Annotated in this window: 20 protein-coding genes; 19 read left to right on the forward strand and 1 reads right to left on the reverse strand. The window is 66.7% G+C overall.

Annotated elements, in window-relative coordinates:
- The first annotated feature begins 26 nt into the window (after positions 1–26).
- The 4 genes from secE (at position 27) to rplA (ending at position 2,767) form a co-directional block, all read left to right on the forward strand.
- Positions 27–446: a preprotein translocase subunit SecE gene (gene secE, locus H0B56_RS03965; RefSeq protein WP_180891517.1), complete on the forward strand. Its 420-nt coding sequence runs from the start codon at positions 27–29 to the stop codon at positions 444–446.
- A gap of 60 nt (positions 447–506) precedes the next feature.
- Positions 507–1,415 (forward strand): transcription termination/antitermination protein NusG, encoded by a 909-nt coding sequence (gene nusG / locus H0B56_RS03970; protein ID WP_180891518.1) that lies wholly within the window; start codon positions 507–509, stop codon positions 1,413–1,415.
- 106 nt (positions 1,416–1,521) lie between these two features.
- Entirely contained in the window at positions 1,522–1,956 is a 435-nt protein-coding gene (gene rplK, locus H0B56_RS03975; RefSeq protein ID WP_089302297.1) for a 50S ribosomal protein L11, read from the forward strand.
- 94 nt (positions 1,957–2,050) lie between these two features.
- On the forward strand, positions 2,051–2,767 hold the full coding sequence (gene rplA / locus H0B56_RS03980; RefSeq protein WP_180891519.1) for a 50S ribosomal protein L1: 717 nt from the start codon (positions 2,051–2,053) through the stop codon (positions 2,765–2,767).
- A gap of 71 nt (positions 2,768–2,838) precedes the next feature.
- On the opposite strand, the gene H0B56_RS03985 is transcribed toward rplA, so the two are convergent.
- Positions 2,839–3,909 (reverse strand): hypothetical protein, encoded by a 1,071-nt coding sequence (locus H0B56_RS03985; protein ID WP_180891520.1) that lies wholly within the window; start codon positions 3,907–3,909, stop codon positions 2,839–2,841.
- Positions 3,910–4,173: 264 nt separating this feature from the next.
- Between H0B56_RS03985 and rplJ the strand changes: the two genes are divergently transcribed.
- The 15 genes from rplJ to H0B56_RS04060 all read left to right on the forward strand — a co-directional run bounded on the left by rplJ (position 4,174) and on the right by H0B56_RS04060 (position 25,501).
- Positions 4,174–4,713, forward strand: coding sequence for a 50S ribosomal protein L10 (gene rplJ, locus H0B56_RS03990; protein WP_180891521.1), 540 nt, complete (start codon positions 4,174–4,176; stop codon positions 4,711–4,713).
- A 56-nt stretch (positions 4,714–4,769) separates the two neighbouring features.
- Positions 4,770–5,159, forward strand: a complete 390-nt coding sequence (rplL, locus tag H0B56_RS03995; RefSeq protein ID WP_180891522.1) for a 50S ribosomal protein L7/L12 — start codon at positions 4,770–4,772, stop codon at positions 5,157–5,159.
- A gap of 404 nt (positions 5,160–5,563) precedes the next feature.
- Positions 5,564–6,748 carry an ABC transporter ATP-binding protein gene (locus H0B56_RS04000; RefSeq protein ID WP_180891523.1) on the forward strand — a complete coding sequence of 395 codons (1,185 nt, stop codon included), beginning with the start codon at positions 5,564–5,566 and terminating at the stop codon, positions 6,746–6,748.
- Positions 6,749–6,789: 41 nt separating this feature from the next.
- Entirely contained in the window at positions 6,790–7,542 is a 753-nt protein-coding gene (locus H0B56_RS04005) for an MlaE family ABC transporter permease (RefSeq protein WP_180891694.1), read from the forward strand.
- Positions 7,543–7,554: 12 nt separating this feature from the next.
- Positions 7,555–8,397: an MlaE family ABC transporter permease gene (locus H0B56_RS04010; RefSeq protein WP_180891695.1), complete on the forward strand. Its 843-nt coding sequence runs from the start codon at positions 7,555–7,557 to the stop codon at positions 8,395–8,397.
- Complete coding sequence (locus H0B56_RS04015) at positions 8,394–9,836, forward strand: MCE family protein (protein WP_180891524.1); 1,443 nt, start codon at positions 8,394–8,396, stop codon at positions 9,834–9,836. The genes H0B56_RS04010 and H0B56_RS04015 overlap by 4 nt, the downstream gene beginning before the upstream one ends.
- A gap of 14 nt (positions 9,837–9,850) precedes the next feature.
- Complete coding sequence (locus tag H0B56_RS04020; protein WP_180891696.1) at positions 9,851–10,873, forward strand: MCE family protein; 1,023 nt, start codon at positions 9,851–9,853, stop codon at positions 10,871–10,873.
- Positions 10,870–11,856 carry an MCE family protein gene (locus H0B56_RS04025; protein WP_180891525.1) on the forward strand — a complete coding sequence of 329 codons (987 nt, stop codon included), beginning with the start codon at positions 10,870–10,872 and terminating at the stop codon, positions 11,854–11,856. The genes H0B56_RS04020 and H0B56_RS04025 overlap by 4 nt, the downstream gene beginning before the upstream one ends.
- A complete protein-coding gene (locus tag H0B56_RS04030; protein WP_180891526.1) occupies positions 11,853–13,040 on the forward strand; it encodes an MCE family protein in 1,188 nt (395 codons plus the stop codon). Before H0B56_RS04025 ends, H0B56_RS04030 begins: the two co-directional genes overlap by 4 nt.
- Entirely contained in the window at positions 13,040–14,278 is a 1,239-nt protein-coding gene (locus H0B56_RS04035; RefSeq protein ID WP_180891527.1) for an MCE family protein, read from the forward strand. Before H0B56_RS04030 ends, H0B56_RS04035 begins: the two co-directional genes overlap by 1 nt.
- Positions 14,278–15,555: an MCE family protein gene (locus H0B56_RS04040; protein WP_180891528.1), complete on the forward strand. Its 1,278-nt coding sequence runs from the start codon at positions 14,278–14,280 to the stop codon at positions 15,553–15,555. Before H0B56_RS04035 ends, H0B56_RS04040 begins: the two co-directional genes overlap by 1 nt.
- A gap of 243 nt (positions 15,556–15,798) precedes the next feature.
- Positions 15,799–16,359 carry a hypothetical protein gene (locus tag H0B56_RS04045; RefSeq protein WP_180891529.1) on the forward strand — a complete coding sequence of 187 codons (561 nt, stop codon included), beginning with the start codon at positions 15,799–15,801 and terminating at the stop codon, positions 16,357–16,359.
- A 35-nt stretch (positions 16,360–16,394) separates the two neighbouring features.
- A complete protein-coding gene (locus H0B56_RS04050; RefSeq protein WP_180891530.1) occupies positions 16,395–17,597 on the forward strand; it encodes a hypothetical protein in 1,203 nt (400 codons plus the stop codon).
- A gap of 386 nt (positions 17,598–17,983) precedes the next feature.
- A complete protein-coding gene (rpoB, locus tag H0B56_RS04055; protein ID WP_180891531.1) occupies positions 17,984–21,496 on the forward strand; it encodes a DNA-directed RNA polymerase subunit beta in 3,513 nt (1,170 codons plus the stop codon).
- A gap of 93 nt (positions 21,497–21,589) precedes the next feature.
- Positions 21,590–25,501: a DNA-directed RNA polymerase subunit beta' gene (locus tag H0B56_RS04060; protein WP_180891532.1), complete on the forward strand. Its 3,912-nt coding sequence runs from the start codon at positions 21,590–21,592 to the stop codon at positions 25,499–25,501.
- Positions 25,502–25,538: the final 37 nt, after the last annotated feature.

Below are 25,538 nucleotides of genomic sequence, written 5' to 3' on the forward strand. Positions count from 1 at the left end.
CATCAGGCGCAGCGGAGGAGTGGCTCGTGAGCGAGGACGGCGACAAGGACAAGGAAGACGACGCGCAGCGTCCTTCTCGTCCGGACAACGCCGCGTCTCGGCGTGGGCGGCGTGGCTCCGCGCGGAAAGGAAACGGGCGGAACAACCGCGACCAGGCGAACCCGCAGGGTAAGCCGTCTGGTCCCGGTCCAGGTGCTGGTTCCTCGAGTGGTCGAGAGGGGTCCGCAGCCAAGGCGGGCACCATCGAGGAAAAGCAGCCGCTGCACCAGCGGATCGTGCGGTACATCCGCGAGGTGTTGGGCGAACTCCGCAAGGTGGTTTGGCCGACACGGAAACAGATGAGCACCTACACGGTCGTGGTACTGGCCTTCATGCTCTTCATGATCGGGCTCGTCTGGGCGCTGGACCTGCTGTTCGCCAGAGTGGTGTTCGCCATATTCGGCTGAGTACCTCGCCAGCGGGAGGCGCCGGATACCTTGCACACGAGACAGAGAAAGGACTTCACAGTGACGTCCGAGAACGGCGCGGCAGGGGCCGAGGAGTACACCGAGGTGGCTACTGCCGATGCCTCGACCGCTGCCGACGGTGAGCAGGGTGAGGACTTCACGGCGGATGCTTCGGAGGGCGGTGACGTGCCTGCGGCGCTTCCGGGGGAGGACGAGCGCGAGGGCACCGAGGCCGCCGAGACGGCCGAGGCCGGCCGGGCCGATGGCGCGGACGACCAGCCGGAGGACGAGGTTTCCGGTGATGCGGGCGGCGTCCGGGAAGGCGGCTCGGAGGAGAGCCGGGCCGAACCGGTGGACGAGGCCGCCGCGCTGCGCGCCGAGCTGCGTAGCAAGCCGGGACGGTGGTACGTCGTGCACTCCTATGCCGGCTACGAGAGCAGGGTCAAGACCAACCTGGAAACTCGACGGCAAACCTTGGATGTCGAGGACTACATCTTCCAGATCGAGGTGCCGACCGAGGAGGTCACCGAGATCAAGAACGGCCAGCGTAAGCAGGTCAAGCGTAAGGTCCTGCCGGGCTACGTCCTGGTCCGGATGGACCTCAACGACGCCTCCTGGAGCGCGGTCCGGAACACTCCCGGAGTAACCGGATTCGTCGGCGCGACCTCGCACCCGTCCCCGTTGAGCGTGGACGAGGTCATGAAGTTCCTCCTGCCCAAGGAGGAGCAGGCTCCCGCTGCCAAGGAGAGCAAGGGCGCAGAGGCCGAGGCTCAGGAAAAGGGGGCCGAGGTTGTCGAGGTCGATTTCGAGGTCGGCGAGTCGGTGACGGTCATGGACGGCCCGTTCGCCACGCTTCCGGCCACGATCTCCGAGGTCGACGCGGGCGCTCAGAAGCTGAAGGTGCTGGTGTCGATCTTCGGCAGGGAGACTCCCGTCGAGCTGTCGTTCAACCAGGTCTCCAAGATCTGACAGCACCGACCAGGCTTCCACCCGATACACAGGCAGGATCGGGTCGGGAACAGGCGCGGCGCCGTTCCGGTGTCGCGGACAGGTCAAGGAAATTAGGAAACACAGGATGCCACCCAAGAAGAAGAAAAAGCTCGCAGCAATTATCAAGCTGCAGATCGAGGCCGGGCAGGCGAACCCGGCCCCGCCGGTTGGTCCAGCCTTGGGTCAGCACGGTGTGAACATCATGGAGTTCTGCAAGGCCTACAACGCCGCCACCGAGTCGCAGCGCGGCAACGTGGTGCCGGTCGAGATCTCCGTGTTCGAGGACCGCTCGTTCGACTTCAAGCTCAAGACCCCGCCGGCGGCTAAGCTGCTGCTGAAGGCCGCGGGTGTGGACAAGGGCAGCAGCGAGCCACACCGGAACAAGGTCGCCAAGGTCACCTGGGACCAGGTCAAGGAGATCGCGGAGACGAAGAAGCCCGATCTCAACGTGGAGGACGAGGAGCAGGCCGCCAAGATCGTGGCTGGCACCGCCAGGTCCATGGGGTTGACGATCGAGTAGCGTTTCGCGCGCTCGCCTGCCAGGCGGGCGGCACCGTGGGAGGCCGGGCGCTGGCCTGTACCACAACTGATCCACGAGAGCAGAAGGACAGCACATGACTAAGCGCAGCAAAGCCTATCGCCAGGCATCCGAGCTGATCGACCGCGACCGGCTGTACACGCCGTTGGAGGCCGTGAAGCTCGCCCAGCAGACTTCGAAGACGAAGATGGACGCCACCGTCGAGGTCGCCATGCGGCTCGGCGTGGATCCACGCAAGGCCGACCAGATGGTCCGCGGCACCGTGAACCTGCCGCACGGCACAGGAAAGACCGCCCGCGTCATCGCGTTCGCCACCGGCGACAAGGCTGCCGAGGCCGAGGCAGCGGGCGCCGACGTGGTCGGATCGGACGAACTCATCGAGCGTATCCAGGGTGGCTGGCTCGAGTTCGATGCCGCGATCGCGACGCCGGACCAGATGGCCAAGGTCGGAAAGATCGCCCGCGTGCTCGGTCCGCGCGGGCTGATGCCGAACCCGAAGACCGGCACCGTGACTACGGACGTGACGAAGGCGATCGCCGACATCAAGGGCGGGAAGGTCAGCTTCCGCGTGGACAAGCAGGCGAACCTGCACCTGATCATCGGCAAGACCTCGTTCACGCCAGAGCAGCTCGTGGAGAACTACGCCGCGGCGCTGGACGAAGTCCTGCGGTCCAAGCCGTCGGCGGCGAAGGGCCGGTTCCTGAAGAGGGTCACATTCACCACGACGATGGGGCCGGGTATACCTGTCGACCACACGCGCACTCGCCACATGCTCGGCGACGAAGCCGCGTAGCTCGACGACGAGCACGATCACCGAGGGGAGGTCCCGGAGCGGGCCTCCCCTCGAAGCATTCCGGCACCGGCTCAGCCGCCACTCCCGGCTCCGGGGCAGGGATCGGGTTCGGGGTCGTGATCGGTGATCAACCACTGCCCTTGCTCGACCCGGCTGACCGTGAACAGACCGAGCTCGGGACCGTCGCGGACCTGCATCTCGCAGGAGCTGACCCGCACGGTGTCCGCTTCCGGGGCCGGTTCCATATCCTGCGGGAAGGTCGGCTCTGCGTAGTTGTTCCGGCTGGTGACCTCCTGGTGGAGTGACTCGACGGCCGCCCGGCAGTCGGCAGCGCCCATGTTGCGCGCGAACCGCGGCTGGATGTCGTCGGCGAAGCTCGCGCAAGCCAGGTCGGCCCGTCCCTGCGCGATGGTCTGGTACACCATCCGGACGGACTCCTGCGGCGATGTCGAGAGGATCTGGTTCGTCTCGTAGGTCCCGCCGCCGGTTTCCTCGGCGGGGCGGTCGCCGTCGTCGGAGGAACCGAAGAGGTAGTCGAAGGCTAGGTTGGCGGCGATGATCAGCCCGACGATCGCGACGGCCACGTAGACCAGCCGCCGTACGAACTTGTTCAGCAGTCGGCGCCATAGCGGTGGCCGCGGTGGGTAGGGATAGTACCCGTAGGGGACCGGTGGCGGGGGCACGTCCGTGCCGTGCTGGGGCGCTTCGGCGCCCTTCTGACGCTGCAGCTCCTGGAATCGTTGGAACTGCTGGAATTGCTGGAACTGCTGGAACTGGCGAAGCTGCTCGGGGTCCAGCGCAGCACCGGGATCGGTCCCGTCCTGCCACCCGGTGCCCGGCGGAGCCGGTCCGGCAGGTGCGGCGTCCGCGGGTGTGAACGGCTGCAGTGAGTCCCCGGACAGTGAGTCCTCGGACCGGGTAACGCCGGACTGGCGATCCCCGGGTCGGGTATCGTCGGGCTCGTGCCGGGCGTGGTCACCGGCAGGCCGCTCGCCCGGTCCGCGCGGCGGATCGGCCTCCCGTGGGTCCTCACCCGGCTGACTCGGCTGCTGCACCACGTCACCCATGATGCCGGATATGCGACTGTCCGTGGTGACGTGGGCGTGCCCGACGTCTCCGTGTTCCGGGCCGAGCGACCCCACCGCGGCGACCGTTCGGGCGTAGGCGTATCCTTGTTTCTTGGTTCTACCGAAGACCGTTGGTCTTGAGTCGCACTCCGGTGCGTCTCAACGAAGGATCCGCAGGCGAGCGGGCGGCCGGCGTAGGAGGAACGAGGCTTCTCGGCGGGTGCTCCCGCCATGAGTGTCACGCCCCGCGCCGTCCTGTGCCGGGGCGTTTCGTCGTCTCCGGGCCTTCTGGGCCGCTCTCGGTCTGCTGATCAACTAACGCCACGAGAGGAGGCGACCATGGCGACTCGGGAGAAGGTGGAGGCCGTCGCCGAGATCGCGGATCGATTCCGCAACAGCTCGGCAGCAGTCATCACCGAATACACGGGTCTGTCCGTGGCTCAGCTCAATCAGCTGCGTCGCACCCTCGGCTCGGGCACCAAGTACCGGATCGCGAAGAACACCCTTGTCCGGCGCGCCGTACAGGATGCGGGCGTCGAAGGGCTCGACGATCTCTTCATCGGGCCGACGGCCATCGCGTTCGTCGAGGACGAGCCGGTCGAGGCCGCCAAGGCCCTGAAGAACTTCGCGAAGGACAACAAGGCTCTTGTGATCAAGGGCGGATACATGGACGGCCGTCCGCTTTCCGTCAACGAGATCGACGAGCTCGCCGAGCTGGACAGCCGCGAGGTGCTGTTGAGCAAGGCAGCTGGTGCGTTCAAGGCCAAGATGTCCCAGGCCGCGACCATGTTCGCGGAACCTGCCTCGCAGGTTGCCCGGCTCGCCGCCGTGCTCGAGGACAAGCGTTCCGGGTCCGGCGACGAGTCGGCTGCCGCATGAGCCACGGGCTGTACACGACCCCATCACCCGCGTAGGAACAGAGAGGAAGGGCCACCATGGCCAAGATGAGCACCGAGGAGCTCCTTGACGTATTCAAGGAGATGACGCTGCTTGAGCTGTCCGACTTCGTCAAGCAGTTCGAGGAGACCTTCGACGTTACCGCCGCCGCGCCGGTGGCGGCCGCGCCGGCGGCGGCAGCCGGGGGCGGCGAAGCCGAGGCCGTTGAGGAGCAGGACGAGTTCGACGTCGTGCTCGAGGGCGCCGGGGACAAGAAGATCCAGGTCATCAAGGTGATCCGCGAGGTCATCACGGGCCTGGGTCTCAAGGAGGCCAAGGAGCTGGTCGAGGAGACCCCGAAGCCGATCATGGAGAAGGTCGACAAGGAGGCCGCCGAGGCCGCCAAGGCCAAGCTCGAGGAAGCAGGCGCGAGCATCACGATCAAGTAGTTCGTGCGAGCGAGTTCAGGGGGCGGGCATCCGGCTGGGTGCCCGCCCCGCTCTTTCTGGGCTACGGTCACCCCGGACGAGCAGGAGGCGCGAGCACGTGGCGCCCAGCCGGGTTGCATGTGCTGGTGACGTGCGGTCGACCCGTTCTCCCGCGGGTGAGTGACGACGTCACCGGCCAACGGAACCGTAACGCTGTTTATGACGCGAGGCACAATCGAGGTATGTTCCGTGCCTACGGCGGTGACAAGCCGGGGTACGTAGCCTGTGAGAAAGAAATGACCGACGAGTAACCTATTCGCGAATCGCTCGTTGCACAGGGTGGACGGGGAAGCATGTTCATTCGCGTGTGCGCACGAACCGGTCGATTCGGTTGGTTGGTCGGCGAATGAGATCCGGGAGGTCCGATGGGTGCCGAGGTTGTCATAGAGGGGCTGTCCAAATCGTTTGGGAGTCAGCCCATCTGGCGGGATGTGTCGCTGTCGCTTCCGCCGGGTGAGGTCTCGGTGATGCTCGGGCCGTCCGGTACGGGTAAGTCGGTCTTTCTGAAGTCGATGATCGGGCTGCTCAAGCCGGACACCGGCACGTGTGTGGTCAACGGCACCGACATCGTGCGGTGCTCGGAGCACAAGCTGTACGAGACGCGCAAGCTCTTCGGGGTGCTGTTCCAGGACGGCGCGCTGTTCGGGTCGATGAACCTGTACGACAACGTGGCCTTCCCGCTGCGTGAGCACACCAAGAAGAGCGAGTCCGAGATCAAGCGGATCGTCATGGAGAAGCTGGCGATGACCGGGCTGTCCGGCGCGGAGGACAAGCTTCCCGGCGAGATCTCCGGCGGGATGCGCAAGCGCGCCGGGTTGGCGCGTGCCCTCGTGCTGGACCCGGAGATCATCCTGTGTGACGAGCCGGACTCCGGGCTCGACCCGGTACGCACGGCGTACCTGTCCCAGCTGCTGATCGACCTCAACGCGCAGATCGACGCGACGATCCTGATCGTGACGCACAACATCAACGTCGCGCGCACGGTTCCGGACAACCTGGGCATGCTCTTCCGTAAGGAGCTGGTCATGTTCGGCCCGCGCGAGGTACTGCTGACCAGTCACGAGCCCGTGGTCGAGCAGTTCCTCAACGGGCGCAGGCTCGGCCCGATCGGGATGTCCGAGGAGAAGGACAGCGCGACCATGGCCGCCGAGCAGGCCAACGTCGAGGCCGGTCACCACGACGGTGGGACCGAGGACGTGCGCGGCGTGGTACCGCAGATCCAGCCGACCCCGGGACTGCCCGTGCGTCAGGGTGAGCGGCGCCGCAAGGACCGGGTCATGCAGATCCTGCACACCCTGCCGCCGGAGGCGCAGGAAGGCATCATCGAGTCGCTCTCGCCCGAGGAGCAGCAGCACTACGGGGTGCGCCCGCACCAGCTCGTCGGCGCGGGACAGCACGCGGCGGGTGGCTCGGGCGGCAGCACCGTGCCGTTGCCGACCGAGCACCACGGCGAGCTGCCCGCGGAGGAGGTCGCGAACCGTCCGGGCGACCGCGCCTCCCATGGTGAGAGTGGCCAGCACACCGACGCACAGTGGTGGAGCAACCAGTAGTGACCACAGCAGCACCCCCTCGTAAGATCCCCGGTCTGGGGATGTTGCGCGAGACCGGGAAGCTATTCGCGCTGGGTCTCGACGTCGCGCGTGGCTTCTTCCAGCGGCCGTTCCAGCTGAGGGAGTTCATCCAGCAGGCCTGGTTCATCGCCAACGTCAGCATCCTGCCGACGATCCTGGTCTCGGTGCCGTTCGGCGCGGTGATCGCGCTGCACCTGGGAACGTTGACCCGGCAGCTGGGGGCCGAGTCGTTCACCGGTGCGGTCAGCGTGCTCGCCGTTGTGCAGCAGGCTGCCCCTGTGGTCACCGCGCTGATCGTGGCAGGCGCGGGTGGTTCGGCGATCTGTGCCGATATCGGCTCACGGACCATCCGCGACGAGATCGACGCGATGGAGGTACTCGGCGTCTCCGCCGTGCAGCGTCTGATCGTGCCGAGGGTGCTCGCGGCCATGCTGGTCGCGGTGCTGCTCAATGGTGTGGTCAGTGTCGTCGGCGTGCTCGGCGGCTATTTCTTCAACATCATCCTGGGTGGCGGAACGCCAGGGGCGTACCTGGCGAGCTTCACGCTGCTCGCGCAGCTGCCCGACCTGTGGATCAGCACGATCAAGGCACTGATCTTCGGATTCATCGCCGGGGTGGTCGCGTCCTACCGGGGGCTGAATCCGACCGGTGGTCCGAAGGGAGTGGGCGACGCTGTCAACCAGTCGGTGGTCATCACCTTCCTGCTGCTGTTCTTCGTCAACTTCATCTTGACGGCGGTGTACCTGCAGGTCGTCCCGCCACCGGGGAGTTGATCGCCGATGACGATGCGAACCACCCTGACCAAGACGGCCCGCAGCGCCGTCGACGGTCCGCTCTCGGTCCTCGACGACCTTGGCGACCAGCTCTCCTTCTACGTGCGCGCGCTGGCATGGGTGCCGCGCACGCTACGCAGGTACGTTAAGGAGGTCCTGCGCATCCTCGCCGAGGTCAGCTTCGGCAGCGGTGCGCTCGCGATGATCGCCGGCACGGTCGGCGTGATGCTCGGTATGACGCTGTTCGTGGGCACGGTCGTGGGGCTGCAGGCCTACGCCGGGCTGGATCAGCTGGGAACGGCTGCGCTGTCCGGTTTCGCCTCCGCCTACGTCAACACCCGTGAGGTGGCCCCGCTGGTGGCCGGGCTCGCGTTGACCGCGACCGTCGGCGCGGGGTTCACCGCGCAGCTGGGCGCGATGCGGATCTCCGAGGAGATCGACGCCGTCGAGGTCATGGGCGTGCCGAGCCTGCCGTTCCTGGTCACGACCCGGGTTATCGCCGGTTTCGTCGCGATCATCCCGCTGTACATCATCGGGTTGCTGGCCTCGTACGCGGGCTCCCGGGCGATCGTGGTGTACTTCTACGGGCAGTCGCCGGGTACGTATGACCACTATTTCGAGCTGTTCCTGCCGCCCGAGGACGTGTTCATCTCCTTCTTCAAGGTGCTCGTCTTCGCGGTGATCATCATCATGTCGCACTGCTACTACGGCTACACCGCCTCGGGCGGCCCGGCAGGCGTCGGCGTCGCGGTGGGGCGGTCGGTGCGGCTGACGATCGTGGTCGTCGCGATCGTGAACTTCTTCCTCGGGTTCGCTATCTGGGGCCTGGAGACGACGGTGAGGATCGCGGGATGAGTGCGCCGGGAGCTTTTACGACGTTGCGACGCAGGCTGCTCGGGGTGGCCTTCATCGGGCTGGTCGTGGGAGCCGTCTCGCTGAGCGTGGCGGACTTCCAGGGTGCGTTCACCCCGGTCGCCACCGTGAAGCTGGAGACCGACAAGGTCGGTAACCAGCTCGGGGAGCGGTCGGACGTCAAGGCGCGTGGCGTGATCGTCGGTCAGGTCGACCGGGTGGTACCGCGCGAGGACGGTGCCACGCTGGAGCTGGCGCTGGACCCGGAAAAGATCGATATAGTGCCTGCCGACGCCACGGCCCTGCTGACACAGAAGACGCTGTTCGGCGAGCGGTTCGTCTCGCTGCAGTTCGAGGGCGAGGGCGAGGACACCGGCCGGAGCCTGTCCGATGGCGACGTCATCACGCAGGACCGCACCAGTACGGCGCTGGAGCTGTACGCGGCGTTCGAGAACCTGCTCCCGACGCTGCAGGCGGTACAGCCGCAGAAGCTCAACAGCACGTTGACGGTGATGGCCAACGCGCTGGAGGGGCGTGGTGGCGAGCTCGGCGAGACGTTGACGCAGATGAGCGAGCACTTCGCCGAGCTGGAGCCGCACCTGCCCGAACTGCAGGAGAACTTCGCCAACCTCGCCGAGTACTCCCACAACCTTTCCGACGCGGTGCCGGACGTCGCGCAGATGCTGGACAACTTCGCGGCGAACGCGCGGACCGTCGTGGAGAAGCAGCAGGACCTGTTCGAGCTGTACGGCAGCGTGACGATCTCGGCGCGGGACTTCGACACGTTCCTCGAGGCCAACCGCGACAACATCATCGCGCTGAACGAGACCTCCCGTCCCGCGATGGAGACGATCGCCTTGTACTCGCCGGAGTTTCCTTGCGTGATCGGCCAGATGGCCGGCACCGTGGATCGGCTCGACGAGGCATTCGGCAAGGGCACAGAGGATCCGGGCCTGCGCGCCGACGTGGTGATCACCCCGAACAGGGGCAAGTACGAACCGGGCCAGGACGAGCCGGAGTACAACCAGTGGTCGGACGAGCTCGGCTACCGCGGACCGTACTGCGTCGACCCGGACAAGCTGCCGGAACCGCTGCCGTACCCGTACCCGCCGTTCGCGCTGGACGACGGAAGTGAGCACCCGCCACCGGCGCGGTCGGAGCTGGACGGGCAGCCGTTCCCGTGCGATGCGATCGAGACGTTCGGGCATCCGATTCCCGAGGGGCTGGACTGCGCCCCGGGGACGCGCCCCGAGGAACAGGGCGGTGGCGGATCGTCCGCGGGGACGAACCCCGCGAACTCTCCGGCCAACACGCCTGCCGAGCACATGGTGCTGTCCGAGCTGGTCGGCCTGCAACTCGATAAGGACGCCGACGACATGCCTGGCTGGACCGGGCTGCTGGTCGGCCCGCTGTACCGCGGGGCGGAGGTGAGTTTCGAGTGAGCAACGCGCTGGCCATGACCTCCTCCCTGGTCAAGCTGATCATTTTCGTGGTGGTGACGGCAGTGACCACCGCGGTGCTGGGCATCAGCATCGCCAACATCAACCTGACCTCGACCGAGACCTACTCGGCGCGGTTCTCGGACGCGACCTTGCTGCTGGAGAACGACGACGTGCGCATCGCGGGGGTGCGTGTGGGTCAAGTGGAGAGCGTGCAGGTCGTGGACCGGCGCCTGGCCGAGGTGGAGTTCTCGGTGGACTCCTCGGTCGAGCTGCCCGCTGCGACCACCGCGACCATCAAGTACCGCAACATCGCCGGTCAGCGCTACGTCGCACTGAACCCGGGTGCTGGTTCCTCGGACGAGTTGCTGCCTGTCGGTGGCAATATCCCGCTGGAACGGACCCAGCCTGCCCTGAACCTCACGGAGCTGTTCAACGGGTTCAAGCCGCTGTTCGAAGCCCTCACACCCGAGGACGTGAACAAGCTCTCGCACCAGATCATCCAGGTCATGCAGGGGGAGGCAGGCACCGTGGAGAGCCTGCTGGCACACACCGCGTCGCTGACCGAGTCGATAGCGAACAAGGACCAGGTCATCGGCGAGGTGATCGGCAACCTGAACGAGGTCCTCGCCGCGTTGAACGAGCGCACCCCGGAGTTCAACGAGACGCTCATCCGGATGCAGGAGCTGGTCTCGGGACTGTCCGAGGACCGCGAGCACATCGGTGAGGCCGTGGAGGCCGTCGGGGAGCTGTCGTCGACGACGTCAGGGTTCCTCGAGGAGGTCCGCGGTCCGCTGCGCAACGACATCGAGCAACTGGGCGAGCTGACCGAGAACCTCAACGAGCACGAGGGCACGGTGGAGCACTTCATCCAGTTCATGCCGGAGAAGCTCCGACAGATCAGCCGGACAGGCAGCTACGGCTCGTGGTTCAACTTCTTCGAGTGCATGGCTGAGGCCGATGTCCGGCTGACCCCGGACTCCGAGCCGGTCACGATCCCGCTGGGCGAGTCGGACGCTGAAAGGTGCGGACCAGCATGAAGTCCTTCCAGCAGTTCAACCCGATCCCGATCGCACTGGTCGGCATCGTCGCGCTGGTCCTCGGGGTGGTGGCCGCGATGAACTCGGAGAAGCTACCGGTGATCGGTGCCGGAACGCTGCACTCCGCGGAGTTCGAGGAGGCAGCCGGGCTGCAGAGCGGCAACGAGGTCCGGGTGGCAGGCATCAAGGTCGGCGAGGTCGACGACGTCAACCTCGACGGCGACAGGGTCGTGGTCGACTTCCGGGTCAAGGACACGTGGCTCGGCGACGACACGCGGGCCGGTATCGAGCTCAAGGACATGCTCGGCCAGAAGTACATGTCGCTGGACCCGGCAGGGGAGGAGGTCCTCGACCCGAGTGAGCCCATCCCGCTGGAGCGGACCAGCTCCCCGTTCGACGTCCTCGAGGCCTTCCGGGAGCTCTCCGAGACCACCGACGCCATCGACACCGAGCAGCTGGCCGAGAGCTTCGACGTGATGTCCGAGACCTTCTCCGATACCCCTGAACACGTCGAAGGCGCGCTGACCGGGCTGTCGAAGCTGTCCGACACGATCTCCGAACGGGACAGCGAGCTCAAGGAGCTGCTCACCAACACCGAACAGATCAGCCGGACGTTGAGCGAGCGCGACGAGGAGCTGGTCAAGCTCATGCGGGACGGTAACCGGCTGCTCGACGAGCTCCGCCAGCGCAAGGAAGCGATCAGCGCCCTGCTGCGCGGGACGCAGGAACTCGCCGAGCAATTGCAGGGGTTGGTCGAGGACAACCAGGAACAGCTCAACCCGGTGTTGCAGGAGCTCGACCAGTTCACGTCGATGCTGCACCGCAACAGGGAGGCGCTCAGCCAGGGCCTGAAGGAGTACGCACCGTTCATCAGGAAGTTCGCCAACGTCGTGGGTAGCGGCCGCTGGTTCGACAACTACATCTGCGGGCTGCTCCCGCCGTCGGAAGGCCCCTACAACGAGGAGGGGTGTGATCCGCGATGAGCCTGCGGACGCTCGGAAGCTACCTCTCCCACGGCCTCACGCGCTGGATCGCGATCGCCTGCGTGCTCGCGCTCGTCGTCGCCGGAGGCGTGTGGTGGCTGCAACAGGACGGCGAGAAGACGGCTACCGCGTTCTTCCCCGCCGCGATCGGCTTGTACGAGGGCAACACCGTGCGGGTGCTCGGTGTCGACATGGGGACCGTGGAGGCGGTCGAACCGGTGGGCGACCGCGTCAAGGTCACCATGAGCTACGACAGCGAGGTGGACATCCCCGCCGATGCCAAGGCCGTGATCGTGGCACCCTCACTGGTCAGTGACCGGTACGTGCAGTTCACCCCGGCCTATACCGGTGGTCCGGTTCTGGAGGACGGGGCGATGGTCCCGCAGGAACGCACTGCCGTGCCGCTGGAGATCGACGATCTCTACGAGAGCACGAACCGGCTCGCCGACGCGCTCGGACCGGAGGGCGCCAACGAGGACGGCTCGCTGTCGAACCTGATCAGCACGCTGGCCGAGAACATGGACGGCCAGGGCGAGAACTTCAACGAGACGATCACGAAGATGGGGCAGCTGTCCGAGACCCTGTCGGGCAGCTCCGAGGAGCTGTTCGGCACGGTACGTAACCTCGCGGAGTTCACGTCCACGCTGGCCGACAGCGACGAGGAGGTCCGGCGGTTCGAGGAACAACTGGCCGACATCAGCGGGTTCCTGGCCGGCGAGCGGGAGAACCTCGGTGCCATGGTCGAGCAGCTCGGCGTGACGCTGGACATGGTGCAGCGGTTCATCGAGGACAACCACGAGGAGATCCGGTCCAACGTCGACAAGCTGGCCGATGTCACCCAGGTACTGGTCGAGCAGCGTGCCGCGCTTGCCGAGTTCATGGATGTCGCGCCGACGGCGCTGAACAATGTCATCAACTCCTACAACGCCACCGGCGGTACGCTCGACGCCCGGGGTAACTTCAACGAGCTGACGATGTCGCCGCTCACGCTGGCCTGCTACCTGGTGGATCGTGGGCCGGAGGAGCTGGCGGCCGCGGGCACGGCCTGCGACGAGCTCACCGGCCCGTTGCAGGGGAAGCTTCCCTCGCCCGCGGAGACGATCGAGACGTTGCAGCAGGGTGAGCTTCCGCTGCCTTCCGTCGACGAGTTCTCCGGACCCACCCCGCAGGGAGGTGGTCAGTGATGGCACGTCCGTACGGAGGCAGGCGCCGGCGCAGGACCCTGACGGCGATGCTCGCCGCGGTGGCGATGGCACTGACGGCTTGCGGGGAGTTCAGTGGTATCTACGACCTGCCGCTCCCGGGAGGGGCAGAGCTCGGCCCGGACCCGGTGGAGATGACCATCGAGTTCACCGACGTGCTCGACCTCGTCCCCCAGTCCACGGTGAAGTTCAACGAGGTCGATGTGGGCCGGGTCGAGGAGATCGATCTCGCCGAGGACGGCTGGCACGCCGAGGTGACGATCCTCGTCAACCGGGAGGTCGAGCTGCCCGCCAACCCCGATGCCAACATCAAGCAGACCAGCCTCTTCGGTGAGAAGTACGTCGAGCTGGCGGCCCCGCCGGCGGACTCGGCGGAAGGTTCGTTGGAGGACGGCGCGCACGTCCCGCTTTCCCGTACGAGCCGCAACGTGGAGGTCGAGGAGCTGCTCGGGGCGCTGTCCATGCTGCTCAACGCCGGCGGCGTCGAGCAGATCAACACCATCACGCGGGAGCTCAACGAGCTGGCCTTCGGCAACGAGACCGAGATCAAGGGCTTTCTGCGTAACGCCGAGAGCCTCGCGGCGGGGCTGGACGCGCAGACCGACGAGATCTCGGACGCTCTCGACGGGCTGAACCGGCTCTCGGCCGAGCTGAACGAGCAGAAGGGCCTGATCACCGAGTCCCTCGACGATCTCGGCCCGGGCCTGGAGTCCCTCGAGCAGCAGCGCGGCGACCTGGTGGAGATGCTCCGCGCGCTGGACGACTTCTCCGAGGTGGCGGTCGACACCGTGCGGAGAAGCCAGGAGGACCTGGTGGCCAACCTCGAGGCACTGGAACCGATCCTGCGTAATCTCGCCGAGACCGGTGCCGACCTGCCAAACGCGCTGGAGATCCTGACGACCTTCCCGTTCACCGACAGCTCGACCGAGGGCATGGTCGGCGACTATGCCAACCTGTTCATCACGTTCGACCTCGAGGTGCAACAGATCCTGGAGAACTTCGGCAGGCATCGGGGTAACCCGTTCGACGGGCTGCCGATCCTGAGCGAGCTGCCGATCGGGGAGGATGAGCTCGTGGACCCGAGCCTCGTCCTTCCGTTACCGGAGTCCGAGTCCTCGGCCCCGGCGCCGGACGGGTCCACGGGTGACTCCGATGCCGGCGGAGGCTCCGCGGAGGAGCCTGGCCTGGTCGATGACCTGCTGTCCGGGGGTGGTAGCTGATGCTCGGCCGATCGATACGCATCAAGCTGGTGGCCTTCGTGGTCGTGGCCTCGGTATCGGTGGTGTACGCACTGGTGCGGTTCACCGACTTCGGGGAGTACTTCGGCCAGGAGGGCTACACGGTCACCGCCGAGCTGACGGCTTCGGGTGGGATCTTCAGCCACGCCGAGGTGACCTACCGCGGCGTCAATGTCGGCCGGGTGGGCGAGCTGCGGCTGGACGGGGACGGTCTCGAGGTCGACCTGCACATCGAACACGACGCCCCGGACATCCCGCGCGACCTCGATGCCATCGTCGCGAACCGGTCGGCGATCGGTGAGCAGTACGTCGACCTGCGCCCCCGGACCGACTCAGCGCCCTACCTCGAGGAGGGCACGACGATCCCGCAGGAACGCACCTCGATCCCGCTCGGCGTGGAGGACGTGATCACCGACCTGGACAAGCTCGCCAGATCGATCCCACACGAGGATGCGCGCACCCTGGTCGACGAGTCCTACCTGGCTTTCCGGGGCACCGGCGACGACCTGGAACGATTGATGGACACCACGCAGGAGTTCGTCGCCGCATCCAGCGAGAACCTCCCGCACACCGTCCAGTTGCTGCGGTCCGGCAACACGGTCCTGGAGACGCAGAACGAGCAGGCAGGCAATTTCAAATCCTTCTCGAGGGACCTCAACCTGCTGTCCGAGCAGCTCGTCGAGTCGGATGAGGACATCCGTAACCTCATCGACGCGACGACGCCTGCCGCGCAGCAGTTCAGCGAGGTCGTCCAGGAGATCGGCCCCGGGCTGAGCTCGTTGATCGCCAACCTGCTTACGGTGTCCAACGTCCAGGCCCCACGGCTCGACGGCCTCGAGCAGGTTCTGGTCAGCTACCCCATCCTCGCCGTCGGTGCCGATGCCGTGCTGACCGACGACGGCAAGGCGCGGCTGGGCTTCGTGCTCAACCTGTTCGACCCGCCGCCGTGCACCCGTGGTTACGAGGGGACCGAACGCCGGGCGGGCACGGACGACTCGCCCGTCGAGCCGAACAGGGAGGCGTACTGCGCCGAACCGCCCGGTAGCCCGATCGCGGTGCGGGGGGCGCAGAACGCGCCTTTCGCGGGCGTGCCGTCGCTGCCATCGGAGGACGAGGTCGAGGCCAACAGCGACCGTAGCCAGGAGTCCCTTGAGGAGGAACGTCGGCGGCAGGCAGCCTCGGCGAACACCCCGGGGCTGGCAGGCGGTTCGGGCTCGACGAACAACAGCCTCGCCGAGCTGCTGGGGTTGCCCGGCTAGCCGGGCAACCCCAGCAGCCGGAGCGACGGCGACGCCGGGCACGGCGGCCGCGACGCGCCGTGGCGATACCGTTGACGGAAATATCACATCGATTGCCTACCCTGGAGTAGGAATGACCCCTTCAGCCGAATCACACCGTGCGCGATACGCGCGTGCGTCCCGGGTCGTTCACGCGCCGGGGGAACTATCCACCCGTACCGATCCGCAGCCGCGGCCGAGCCGATACACGATGAGGGCTGGACAGTGACGAAGTCGGGAAAGACTGGCCTGCTGACGGCCAGGAACGCGCTTATCGCCGCGCTGACGTTCTTCGCGGTGGCCTTCGTCGCCGCGGCCGTGCTCGGCGTGCTGTGGTGGACGTCAGCCGCGGGGGAGGACGCCACCATCGCGGAGCAGCGGGACGAGGTCATCGAGGCCGCGGACCGGGCGGCGCGCGCCTACACGGAGTTCGACCACGAGAACCCGGACGAGTTCCGGGACAACCAGATCGCCGTTTCCACAGAGGAGATGCGCGAGCAGATCGAGTTGAGCTGGGAGAACCTGCGGGACTTCGTCGCCGAGAGCGAGCAGTCGGCAAGCACCACGGTGTACGACATCGCCGTGGACGAGATGGACGTCCAGGAAGGAAGTGCCGGGGTACTGGCCGCGCTCGGCGTCGATGTGACCCAGGGCGAGGAGAACGTGGCCAAGAGGATCCGCGTGCAGCTGCAAATGGAGCGGGTCGAAACGGACGACGGGCAGCAGGCGTGGAAGCTGGCCGGTATCGACCAGGTTCCCGTCGTCCCGCCCGGTGAAAGTGAATGACCACTCCCCGAAAGACGTGAGGATTCGGAGTTCGCGTGCCAACACCCAATCGACGGCGCCCGGGTTCATCGGGCCAGCCGAACCGCCGCCGGCGAGTCGCCGGGCATGCGCGGCCGGGCACGGAGAAGGAGCAGCGGCCGTCACCCAGCCCGCGTCCGCGAGCCACGGACGAGGACGGCACCCCGGTCGAGCAGCCACAGGACGCCGAGTCGGCTGCCGATTCAGCCGCCGATTCAGCCACTGAATCCACCACCGGCGAGGCAGGCGGACCGGCCGAGCAGGCGGGGGCGGCCGTGCCGGAGACCGGTTCGACCGAACCCGAGCAGGCGGGAGCCGGCACCGAAGAGCTCGACGAAGGCTCGATCGCCGATCGGCCCGAGGCTGGTGCGCAGCCGAGTGCGCACGCGAGCACCGAGGCAGGGGACGCGGCCGTCACCGGTGCGGTCGAACGGACCGGGGACGGCGGGGACTCGGACGGCGGGGACTCGGACGCATCCGGACACGCCGGCGCCCCGGCGGACGAGGACGTCCCCGGGTGGTCGGTCGGCGACGGCGGAGGCGACGGGGACGGATCCGGAGAAGCCGCGCGGCGTGGCGTGTCTCCCAAGGTGTTGGCAGCGGTGCTGACGGTCGCCGGGGTCGTACTGGCCGGCCTGGCCGGCTTCTTCGGCTACCAGTACAGCCAGGTCAGCGGCGCTACGTCCAACAAGGCGCTGGTCGACGCCTCCGCCACGGCGAAGGTGAAGGAGGACATCGGCTCGGCCGTCGAGCGGGTGCTCTCCTACGATCACTCGGCCATCGAGGAGACCGAGAAGGCCGCTGACGAGCTGCTGATCACCGAGGATGTGCGGGAGACGTACAACGACCTCTACAGCGAGGTCAAACGCATCGCACCCGAACAGAAGATGGTGCTCAAGACCCGGGTGAGCCGGTCGGCGGTGATCGAGCTCGACGACGACCGGGCACGCCTGCTCGTGTTCGTCGACCAGTCCGCCAACCGGGAGGGCCAGGAGGACGGCAACGTGGGCGGCAGCCAGCTCGCCGTCACCGCCCAGCGCCAGGATGGCCAGTGGAAGATCGCGCAGCTCGATACCTACACCGATGGGGACGGGAACATCGGCCAGCCGGGCGCGGGGGAAGAATCCGGCGACGGCGAGGACACCGATGGTGAGCAGGGCAGCGACGAGGGCCAGGACACCGAGGGCGAGCAGGGCTCGCAGGACGAGCAGGGTAACTGAGTCGTGTGCCGAGCGGTGCGGCGAGGAGGAACACGTACGCCGCACCGCCCCGCCACACTTGACTCCGAGGCCCGCGCGCGTCACGCTTGGTGGAGCACGGTCGGACGGGCCGTCGACGATCGGGTGTGCCGGTCGTGACGAGCAGCTGAGCGGCTGCGGTGTGAGTTGGGACCCCGCTGGGTGGAGCTGGGCGCGTCCCCTCGACAGCCGCGCTGTGGACGGCTAGACTGACCTTTTGCGCTGCCCGCTTTCATGCTGCGCTGAGCCGGGCGTTACGATGGTGGGCACCACCGCACCCTTGGCAGTTCGCGTAACGGGGTTGCCGTGACCCTATGGCACCGTGACGTGGCTGTTCAACCGCTCATTTGTCCCCGGAAGGACGCATCTTGGCAGTCTCTCCCGCGAACCAGGCTACAACTGCGAGCACATCTGCTGTCACTTCATCGGGAATCCCAGGAGCGCCCCCTCGGGTCTCCTTCGCGAAGATTCGTGAACCTCTGGCGACTCCTGACCTGCTCGACCTGCAGCTCAGATCGTTCGAATGGTTCACGGGTGACGAGGCGTGGTTCGAGCGCGCCGTCAACGAGGGCGAGGACAACCCGGTCGGCGGCCTCGAGGAGGTCCTGAGCGAGATCTCTCCGATCGAGGACTTCTCCGGCGCCATGTCGCTGTCCTTCTCCGACCCCCGCTTCGACGAGGTCAAGGCCTCCGTCGAGGAGTGCAAGGACAAGGACATGACGTACGCGGCTCCGCTGTTCGTCACCGCCGAGTTCGTCAACAACAACACCGGTGAGATCAAGTCCCAGACGGTCTTCATGGGTGACTTCCCCGTGATGACCGACAAGGGCGCGTTCATCATCAACGGCACCGAGCGGGTCGTGGTCTCGCAGCTCGTGCGCTCGCCGGGCGTGTACTTCGACCAGTCGATCGACAAGGCCTCGGACAAGGACGTCTACAGCGTCAAGGTGATCCCGAGCCGGGGCGCGTGGCTCGAGTTCGACGTCGACAAGCGGGACACGGTCGGCGTGCGCATCGACAGGAAGCGCAGGCAGCCGGTGACCGTGCTGCTGAAGGCGCTGGGGTGGAGCGCGGAGGCCATTCGTGAGCGCTTCTCCTTCTCCGAGACGTTGCTGACGACCCTGGAGAAGGATCACACGGCAGGCACCGATGAGGCGCTGCTGGACATCTACCGCAAGCTGCGTCCCGGTGAGCCGCCGACCAAGGAGAGCGCCCAGACGCTGCTGGAGAACCTGTTCTTCAAGAACAAGCGTTACGACCTGGCACGCGTCGGTCGCTACAAGATGAACAAGAAGCTCGGCCTGTCGTTGCCGTACGAGGGTGGCACGCTGACCGAGGACGACATCATCACCACCATCGAGTACCTGGTGCGCCTGCACGCGGGCGAGACCGAGATGCCTGCGGGTGGCGCTCCGGGGCCCGAGGACGGCAGGACCGTCCCGGTGGAGACCGACGACATCGACCACTTCGGTAACCGGCGACTCCGTACCGTCGGGGAGCTGGTGCAGAACCAGATCCGGGTGGGGCTCTCCCGGATGGAGCGGGTGGTCCGGGAACGGATGACCACCCAGGACGTCGAGGCGATCACCCCGCAGACCCTGATCAACATCCGCCCGGTCGTGGCGGCGATCAAGGAGTTCTTCGGGACCTCCCAGCTGTCCCAGTTCATGGACCAGGGCAACCCCATCGCCGGGCTGACGCACAAGCGCCGCCTCTCCGCGCTCGGACCCGGGGGGCTCTCCCGGGAGCGGGCCGGCATGGAAGTCCGCGACGTGCACCCCTCGCACTACGGGCGGATGTGCCCGATCGAGACGCCGGAAGGGCCGAACATCGGCCTGATCGGCTCGCTGTGCTCCTATGCGCGGGTCAACCCGTTCGGTTTCATCGAGACCCCGTACCGGAAGGTCGTCGACGGCCAGGTCACCGACCAGGTCGACTACCTGACCGCGGACGAGGAAGACCGCTTCGTCAAGGCCCAGGCCAACGCGCCGATCGACGAGAACGGCTACTTCACCGACGAGTCCGTCCTCGTGCGTAAGAAGGGCGGCGAGGTCGAGCTGGTCGAGCCGTCGGGCGTCGACTACATGGACGTCTCGCCGCGGCAGATGGTCTCGGTCGCGACCGGCATGATCCCCTTCCTCGAGCACGATGACGCCAACCGCGCACTGATGGGCGCGAACATGCAGCGGCAGGCGGTGCCGCTGCTGCGGAACACGTCGCCGCTCGTGGGTACCGGTGTGGAGCTCCGCGCCGCGGTCGACGCCGGCGACGTGCTGCTCGCCGAGCAGGCCGGCGTCGTGGAGGAGGTCTCGGCCGACCTGATCACCGTCATGCACGACGACGGGAGCCGCAAGTCCTACGGCCTGTACAAGTACCGCAGGTCCAACCAGGGCACCTGCATCAACCACAAGCCGATCGCGCACGAGGGGCAGCGTGTGGAGGTCGGCCAGGTCATCGCCGACGGCTCCTCGACGGAGAACGGCGAGATGGCCCTCGGTAAGAACCTGCTGTGCGCGGTCATGCCGTGGGAGGGGCACAACTACGAGGACGCCATCGTCATCTCCCAGCGGCTCGTGCAGGACGACGTGATGACCTCGATTCACATCGAGGAGCACGAGGTCGACGCCAGGGACACCAAGCTCGGCGCCGAGGAGATCACGCGGGACATCCCGAACGTCTCCGAGGACGTCCTCGCCGACCTCGACGAGCGCGGCATCGTCCGGATCGGTGCGGAGGTGCGTGACGGCGACATCCTTGTCGGGAAGGTCACGCCCAAGGGTGAGACCGAGCTGACCCCGGAGGAGCGCCTGCTCCGGGCCATCTTCGGGGAGAAGGCGCGCGAGGTGCGGGACACCTCGCTGAAGGTCCCGCACGGGGAGACCGGCAAGGTCATCGGCATCCGCATGTTCTCCCGTGACGAGGACGACGAGCTACCCGCGGGGGTCAACGAGCTCGTCCGGGTCTACGTCGCGAAGAAGAGCAAGATCCAGGACGGTGACAAGCTCGCGGGCCGGCACGGCAACAAGGGTGTGATCGGCAAGATCCTGCCCGAGGAGGACATGCCGTTCCTGGAGGACGGCACGCCGGTGGACATGGTGCTCAACACGCACGGTGTGCCACGACGTATGAACATCGGGCAGGTCCTCGAGATGCACCTCGGATGGCTGGCCTCGCAGGGCTGGAAGGTCGAGGGGACCCCGGAGTGGGCGAAGGACCTCCCTGAGGACCTCTACGAGGTCGAGCCCGGCACGAACACCGCGACGCCGGTCTTCGACGGTGCCAAGGAGCACGAGATCACCGGCCTGCTGGAGAGCACGAACCCGAACCGGGACGGCGAGCGCCTCGTCGGTGGAGACGGCAAGGCGACGCTGTTCGACGGCCGGTCGGGGGAGCCGTACCCGTACAAGGTCGCGGTCGGGTACATGTACACGCTCAAGCTCTCCCACATGATCGACGACAAGATCCACGCACGGTCGACCGGGCCGTACTCGATGATCACCCAGCAGCCGCTCGGCGGTAAGGCACAGTTCGGTGGTCAGCGGTTCGGTGAGATGGAGTGCTGGGCGATGCAGGCCTACGGCGCGGCCTACACGCTGCAGGAGCTGCTCACGATCAAGTCGGACGACGTGGTCGGCCGCGTCAAGGTGTACGAGGCGGTCGTCAAGGGGGACAACATCCCCGAGCCGGGGATCCCCGAGTCGTTCAAGGTGTTGCTCAAGGAGCTGCAGTCGCTGTGTCTCAACGTCGAGGTGCTGTCCACGGACGGCGGCGCGATCGAGATGCGCGACTCGGATGACGAGGATCTGGAACGCGCCGCGGCCAATCTCGGCATCAACCTGTCCCGCAACGAGTCGCCCTCCGTGGACGACGTCGTGCACTGACCTCGCCCGCTCGGGCGGTTCGCGTAGAACCGCCCGAGCGAGCCGATCGGCCCCACTACTCAGCCGAACGACCAAAAGGGGAGAAGAACCGACGTGCTGGACGTCAATTTCTTCGATGAGCTCCGCATCGGCCTGGCCACAGCTGACGACATCCGCCAGTGGTCCTTTGGCGAGGTGAAGAAGCCGGAGACGATCAACTACCGCACACTCAAGCCGGAGAAGGACGGGCTCTTCTGCGAGAAGATCTTCGGTCCGACGAGGGACTGGGAGTGCTACTGCGGTAAGTACAAGCGGGTGCGCTTCAAGGGCATCATCTGCGAGCGGTGCGGTGTGGAGGTCACCCGTGCCAAGGTCCGTCGTGAGCGGATGGGCCACATCGAGCTCGCCGCGCCCGTGACGCATATCTGGTACTTCAAGGGTGTTCCGTCCCGGCTCGGGTACCTTCTCGACCTCGCGCCGAAGGACCTCGAGAAGATCATTTACTTCGCCGCGTACGTGGTCACCAGCGTCAACGAGGAGCTGCGGCACAACGACCTCCCGACGCTGGAAAACGAGATCGCCGCCGAGCGCAAGTCGATCGAGTCCAAGCGCGACGCCGACATCGAGGCGCGTGCCCAGAAGCTCGAGTCGGACCTCGCCGAGCTGGAGTCGGAAGGCGCCAAGTCGGATACGCGCCGGAAGGTCAAGGAAGGCGGAGAGCGCGAGATGCGCCAGATCCGCGAACAGGCCACGCGCGATCTGGACCGCCTCGAAGAGGTGTGGAACACCTTCACCAAGCTCGAGCCGCGGCAGATGATCTCGGACGAGACCCTCTACCGCGAGCTCTACGATCGCTACGGCGAGTACTTCACCGGCGGCATGGGCGCCGAGGCGATCCAGAAGCTCGCCGCGGAGTTTGACGTCGATGCCGAGGCCGAATCGCTGCGTGAGGTCATCCGCAACGGCAAGGGGCAGCGCAAGCTCCGTGCGCTCAAGCGCCTGAAGGTCGTCTCGGCGTTCCAGGCCACCAACAACGACCCGCGTGGCATGGTGCTCGACGCGGTTCCGGTGATCCCGCCGGACCTGCGCCCGATGGTGCAGCTCGACGGTGGCCGGTTCGCCACCTCCGACCTCAACGACCTGTACCGGCGAGTGATCAACAGGAACAACCGCCTCAAGCGTCTGATGGACCTCGGTGCGCCCGAGATCATCGTCAACAACGAGAAGCGGATGCTCCAGGAGGCCGTCGACGCGCTGTTCGACAACGGGCGCCGCGGCCGGCCGGTCACCGGACCGGGTAACCGGCCCCTGAAGTCCCTGTCCGACCTGTTGAAGGGCAAGCAAGGCCGGTTCAGGCAGAACCTGCTCGGCAAGCGTGTCGACTACTCGGGCCGGTCCGTCATCATCGTCGGTCCGCAGCTGAAGCTGCACCAGTGCGGGCTACCCAAGCAGATGGCGCTTGAGCTGTTCAAGCCGTTCGTGATGAAGCGCCTCGTGGATCTCAACCACGCGCAGAACATCAAGTCCGCCAAGCGGATGGTCGAGCGATCCCGCGCTCAGGTCTGGGACGTCCTGGAAGAGGTCATCACCGAGCACCCCGTGCTGCTCAACCGGGCGCCCACCCTGCACAGGCTGGGCATTCAGGCGTTCGAGCCGCAGCTGGTCGAGGGCAAGGCCATCCAGCTGCACCCGCTGGTGTGCGAGGCGTTCAACGCCGACTTCGACGGTGACCAGATGGCGGTGCACCTGCCGCTGTCCGCGGAGGCACAGGCCGAGGCGCGGGTGCTGATGCTCTCGGCGAACAACATCCTGTCGCCTGCCTCCGGGCGGCCGCTGGCCATGCCCCGGCTGGACATGGTCACGGGCCTGTATCACCTGACACGGCAGGACGACAATGCCGAGGGTGGCGGTCTGACCTTCTCCTCGACAGCCGAGGCGATCATGGCCTTCGACAGGGGCATGATCGGTCTGCAGGCGCCGGTCAAGATCCGGATCTATGACCGTGAGCCGCCGAAGGGCGAAGAGGACGCCTACCGCGAACAGGGTCGCGAGCCGGGCGAGCCGTGGCTGGCGGAGACGACACTGGGCAGGGTCCTGTTCAACGAGCTGCTCCCGCCCGACTACGCGTTCGTCAACGAGGCGCTGCCGAAGAAGAGCCAGGCATCGATCGTCAACGATCTCGCCGAGCGCTACCCGATGACCTACGTGGCGCAGATCCTCGACAAGCTCAAGGACGCCGGGTTCTACTGGGCGACCCGTTCCGGTGTGACGGTGGCCATCTCCGATGTCATCGTGCCGGAGGAGAAGTCGCGTCTCCTGGAGGAGTACGAGGAGACTGCGGCCAAGGTGGAGAAGCGCTACCAGCGCGGTCAGCTCTCCTATGCCGAGCGCAACGCCGAGCTCGTCAAGGTGTGGGCCAGGGCAACCGAGGATGTGGCCGAGGCCATGGAGGCCAGCTTCCCGGACGACAACTCGATCGCGATGATCGTGCGTTCCGGTGCGGGCGGGAACATGACCCAGGTTCGCTCGCTGGCGGGTATGCGTGGTCTGGTGTCCAACCCGACGGGTGAGTACATCCCGCGTCCGATCAAGGCGAACTTCCGTGAGGGCCTGTCGGTGGCGGAGTACTTCATCTCCACGCACGGTGCGCGCAAGGGTCTCGCCGACACGGCGCTGCGGACGGCCGACTCGGGTTACCTGACGCGGCGCCTGGTGGACGTCTCCCAGGACGTCATCGTGCGCGAGCGCGACTGTGGCACCAGCCGCGGCATCCTCATGACCATCGGGGAGAAGACCGCAGACGGCTCGTTGCAGCGACCGGAGCACGTCGAGACCAGCGTGTACGCCAGGACGCTTGCCGAGGACGCCACCGATGCCGACGGCAACGTCGCCGTCAACCGCGGTGACGATCTCGGCGACCCGGCTATCGAGAAGTTGACCTCGCTGGGGGTCACCAAGGTGCGGGTGCGTAGCGTCCTGACCTGCGAGTCGGGCACCGGCGTCTGCGCGATGTGTTACGGGCGTTCGATGGCTACCGGCAAGCTCGTCGACGTCGGTGAAGCCGTCGGTATCGTCGCGGCGCAGTCCATCGGTGAGCCCGGTACGCAGCTGACCATGCGTACCTTCCACCAGGGTGGTGTCGCCGGTGACGACATCACTACGGGTCTGCCGCGTGTGCAGGAGCTGTTCGAGGCCCGGATGCCGAAGGGCAGGGCGCCGATCGCGGATGTCGACGGGCGTATCCGGGTGGAAGAGAGCGAACGGTACTGGAAGATCACGCTGATCCCGGACGACGGCAGCGACGAGATCGTGATGGACAAGCTGTCCAAGCGCCAGCGACTGGCCATCACGCCGGACGGGCCGCTCGGCGACGGCGATCACGTCGCGGTCGGTCAGCAGCTGCTGGAGGGTACGCCCGACCCGCACGAGGTGCTGCGCGTCATGGGCCCGCGGCAGGCGCAGATCCACCTCGTCGACGAGGTGCAGAAGGTGTACCGCGCGCAGGGTGTGTCTATCCACGACAAGCACATCGAGGTCGTGGTCCGGCAGATGCTGCGCCGTGTCACGGTCATCGACTCCGGCGCGACCGACTTCCTGCCGGGCGAGCTGCCCGAACGGACCAAGTTCGAGGCGGTCAACCGCCAGGCTGTGGCCGAGGGCGGTGACCCGGCCTCGGGTCGGCCGGTGCTGATGGGCATCACGAAGGCGTCGTTGACGACGGACTCGTGGTTGTCGGCGGCCTCCTTCCAGGAGACCACCCGAGTGCTCACCGATGCCGCGATCAACGGCAGGTCCGACTCGCTGGTCGGGCTGAAGGAGAACGTGATCATCGGTAAGTTGATCCCGGCCGGTACCGGCATCAACCGGTACCGCAACATCCAGGTGCAGCCGACGGAGGAGGCCAGGGTCGCGGCATACGCGATCCCGTCCTACGACGACGGCTACTACACCCCGGACGTGTTCGGTACGGGTACCGGTGTGGCCGTGCCGCTCGACGACTACGACTTCGGGCGAGACTTCCGGTAGGCACGCCTACCGGCAGGCATCGGCCGAAGCCGGAAGA

The sequence above is a fragment of the Haloechinothrix aidingensis genome (genome assembly GCF_013450155.1).
GTDB lineage: Bacteria > Actinomycetota > Actinomycetes > Mycobacteriales > Pseudonocardiaceae > Haloechinothrix > Haloechinothrix aidingensis.

What these genes read in the sequence shown, in the direction of transcription:
- rplJ (WP_180891521.1), top strand. Translation starts at nt 4,174, where the DNA reads ATGGCGACTCGGGAGAAGGTGGAGGCCGTCGCCGAGATCGCGGATCGA.
- H0B56_RS04035 (WP_180891527.1), top strand. Translation starts at nt 13,040, where the DNA reads ATGGCACGTCCGTACGGAGGCAGGCGCCGGCGCAGGACCCTGACGGCG.
- rplA (WP_180891519.1), top strand. Translation starts at nt 2,051, where the DNA reads ATGACTAAGCGCAGCAAAGCCTATCGCCAGGCATCCGAGCTGATCGAC.
- H0B56_RS04010 (WP_180891695.1), top strand. Translation starts at nt 7,555, where the DNA reads ATGCGAACCACCCTGACCAAGACGGCCCGCAGCGCCGTCGACGGTCCG.
- H0B56_RS04025 (WP_180891525.1), top strand. Translation starts at nt 10,870, where the DNA reads ATGAAGTCCTTCCAGCAGTTCAACCCGATCCCGATCGCACTGGTCGGC.
- H0B56_RS04030 (WP_180891526.1), top strand. Translation starts at nt 11,853, where the DNA reads ATGAGCCTGCGGACGCTCGGAAGCTACCTCTCCCACGGCCTCACGCGC.
- H0B56_RS04040 (WP_180891528.1), top strand. Translation starts at nt 14,278, where the DNA reads ATGCTCGGCCGATCGATACGCATCAAGCTGGTGGCCTTCGTGGTCGTG.
- H0B56_RS04020 (WP_180891696.1), top strand. Translation starts at nt 9,851, where the DNA reads ATGACCTCCTCCCTGGTCAAGCTGATCATTTTCGTGGTGGTGACGGCA.
- rplL (WP_180891522.1), top strand. Translation starts at nt 4,770, where the DNA reads ATGGCCAAGATGAGCACCGAGGAGCTCCTTGACGTATTCAAGGAGATG.
- H0B56_RS04005 (WP_180891694.1), top strand. Translation starts at nt 6,790, where the DNA reads ATGTTGCGCGAGACCGGGAAGCTATTCGCGCTGGGTCTCGACGTCGCG.
- rplK (WP_089302297.1), top strand. Translation starts at nt 1,522, where the DNA reads ATGCCACCCAAGAAGAAGAAAAAGCTCGCAGCAATTATCAAGCTGCAG.
- H0B56_RS04000 (WP_180891523.1), top strand. Translation starts at nt 5,564, where the DNA reads ATGGGTGCCGAGGTTGTCATAGAGGGGCTGTCCAAATCGTTTGGGAGT.
- H0B56_RS04015 (WP_180891524.1), top strand. Translation starts at nt 8,394, where the DNA reads ATGAGTGCGCCGGGAGCTTTTACGACGTTGCGACGCAGGCTGCTCGGG.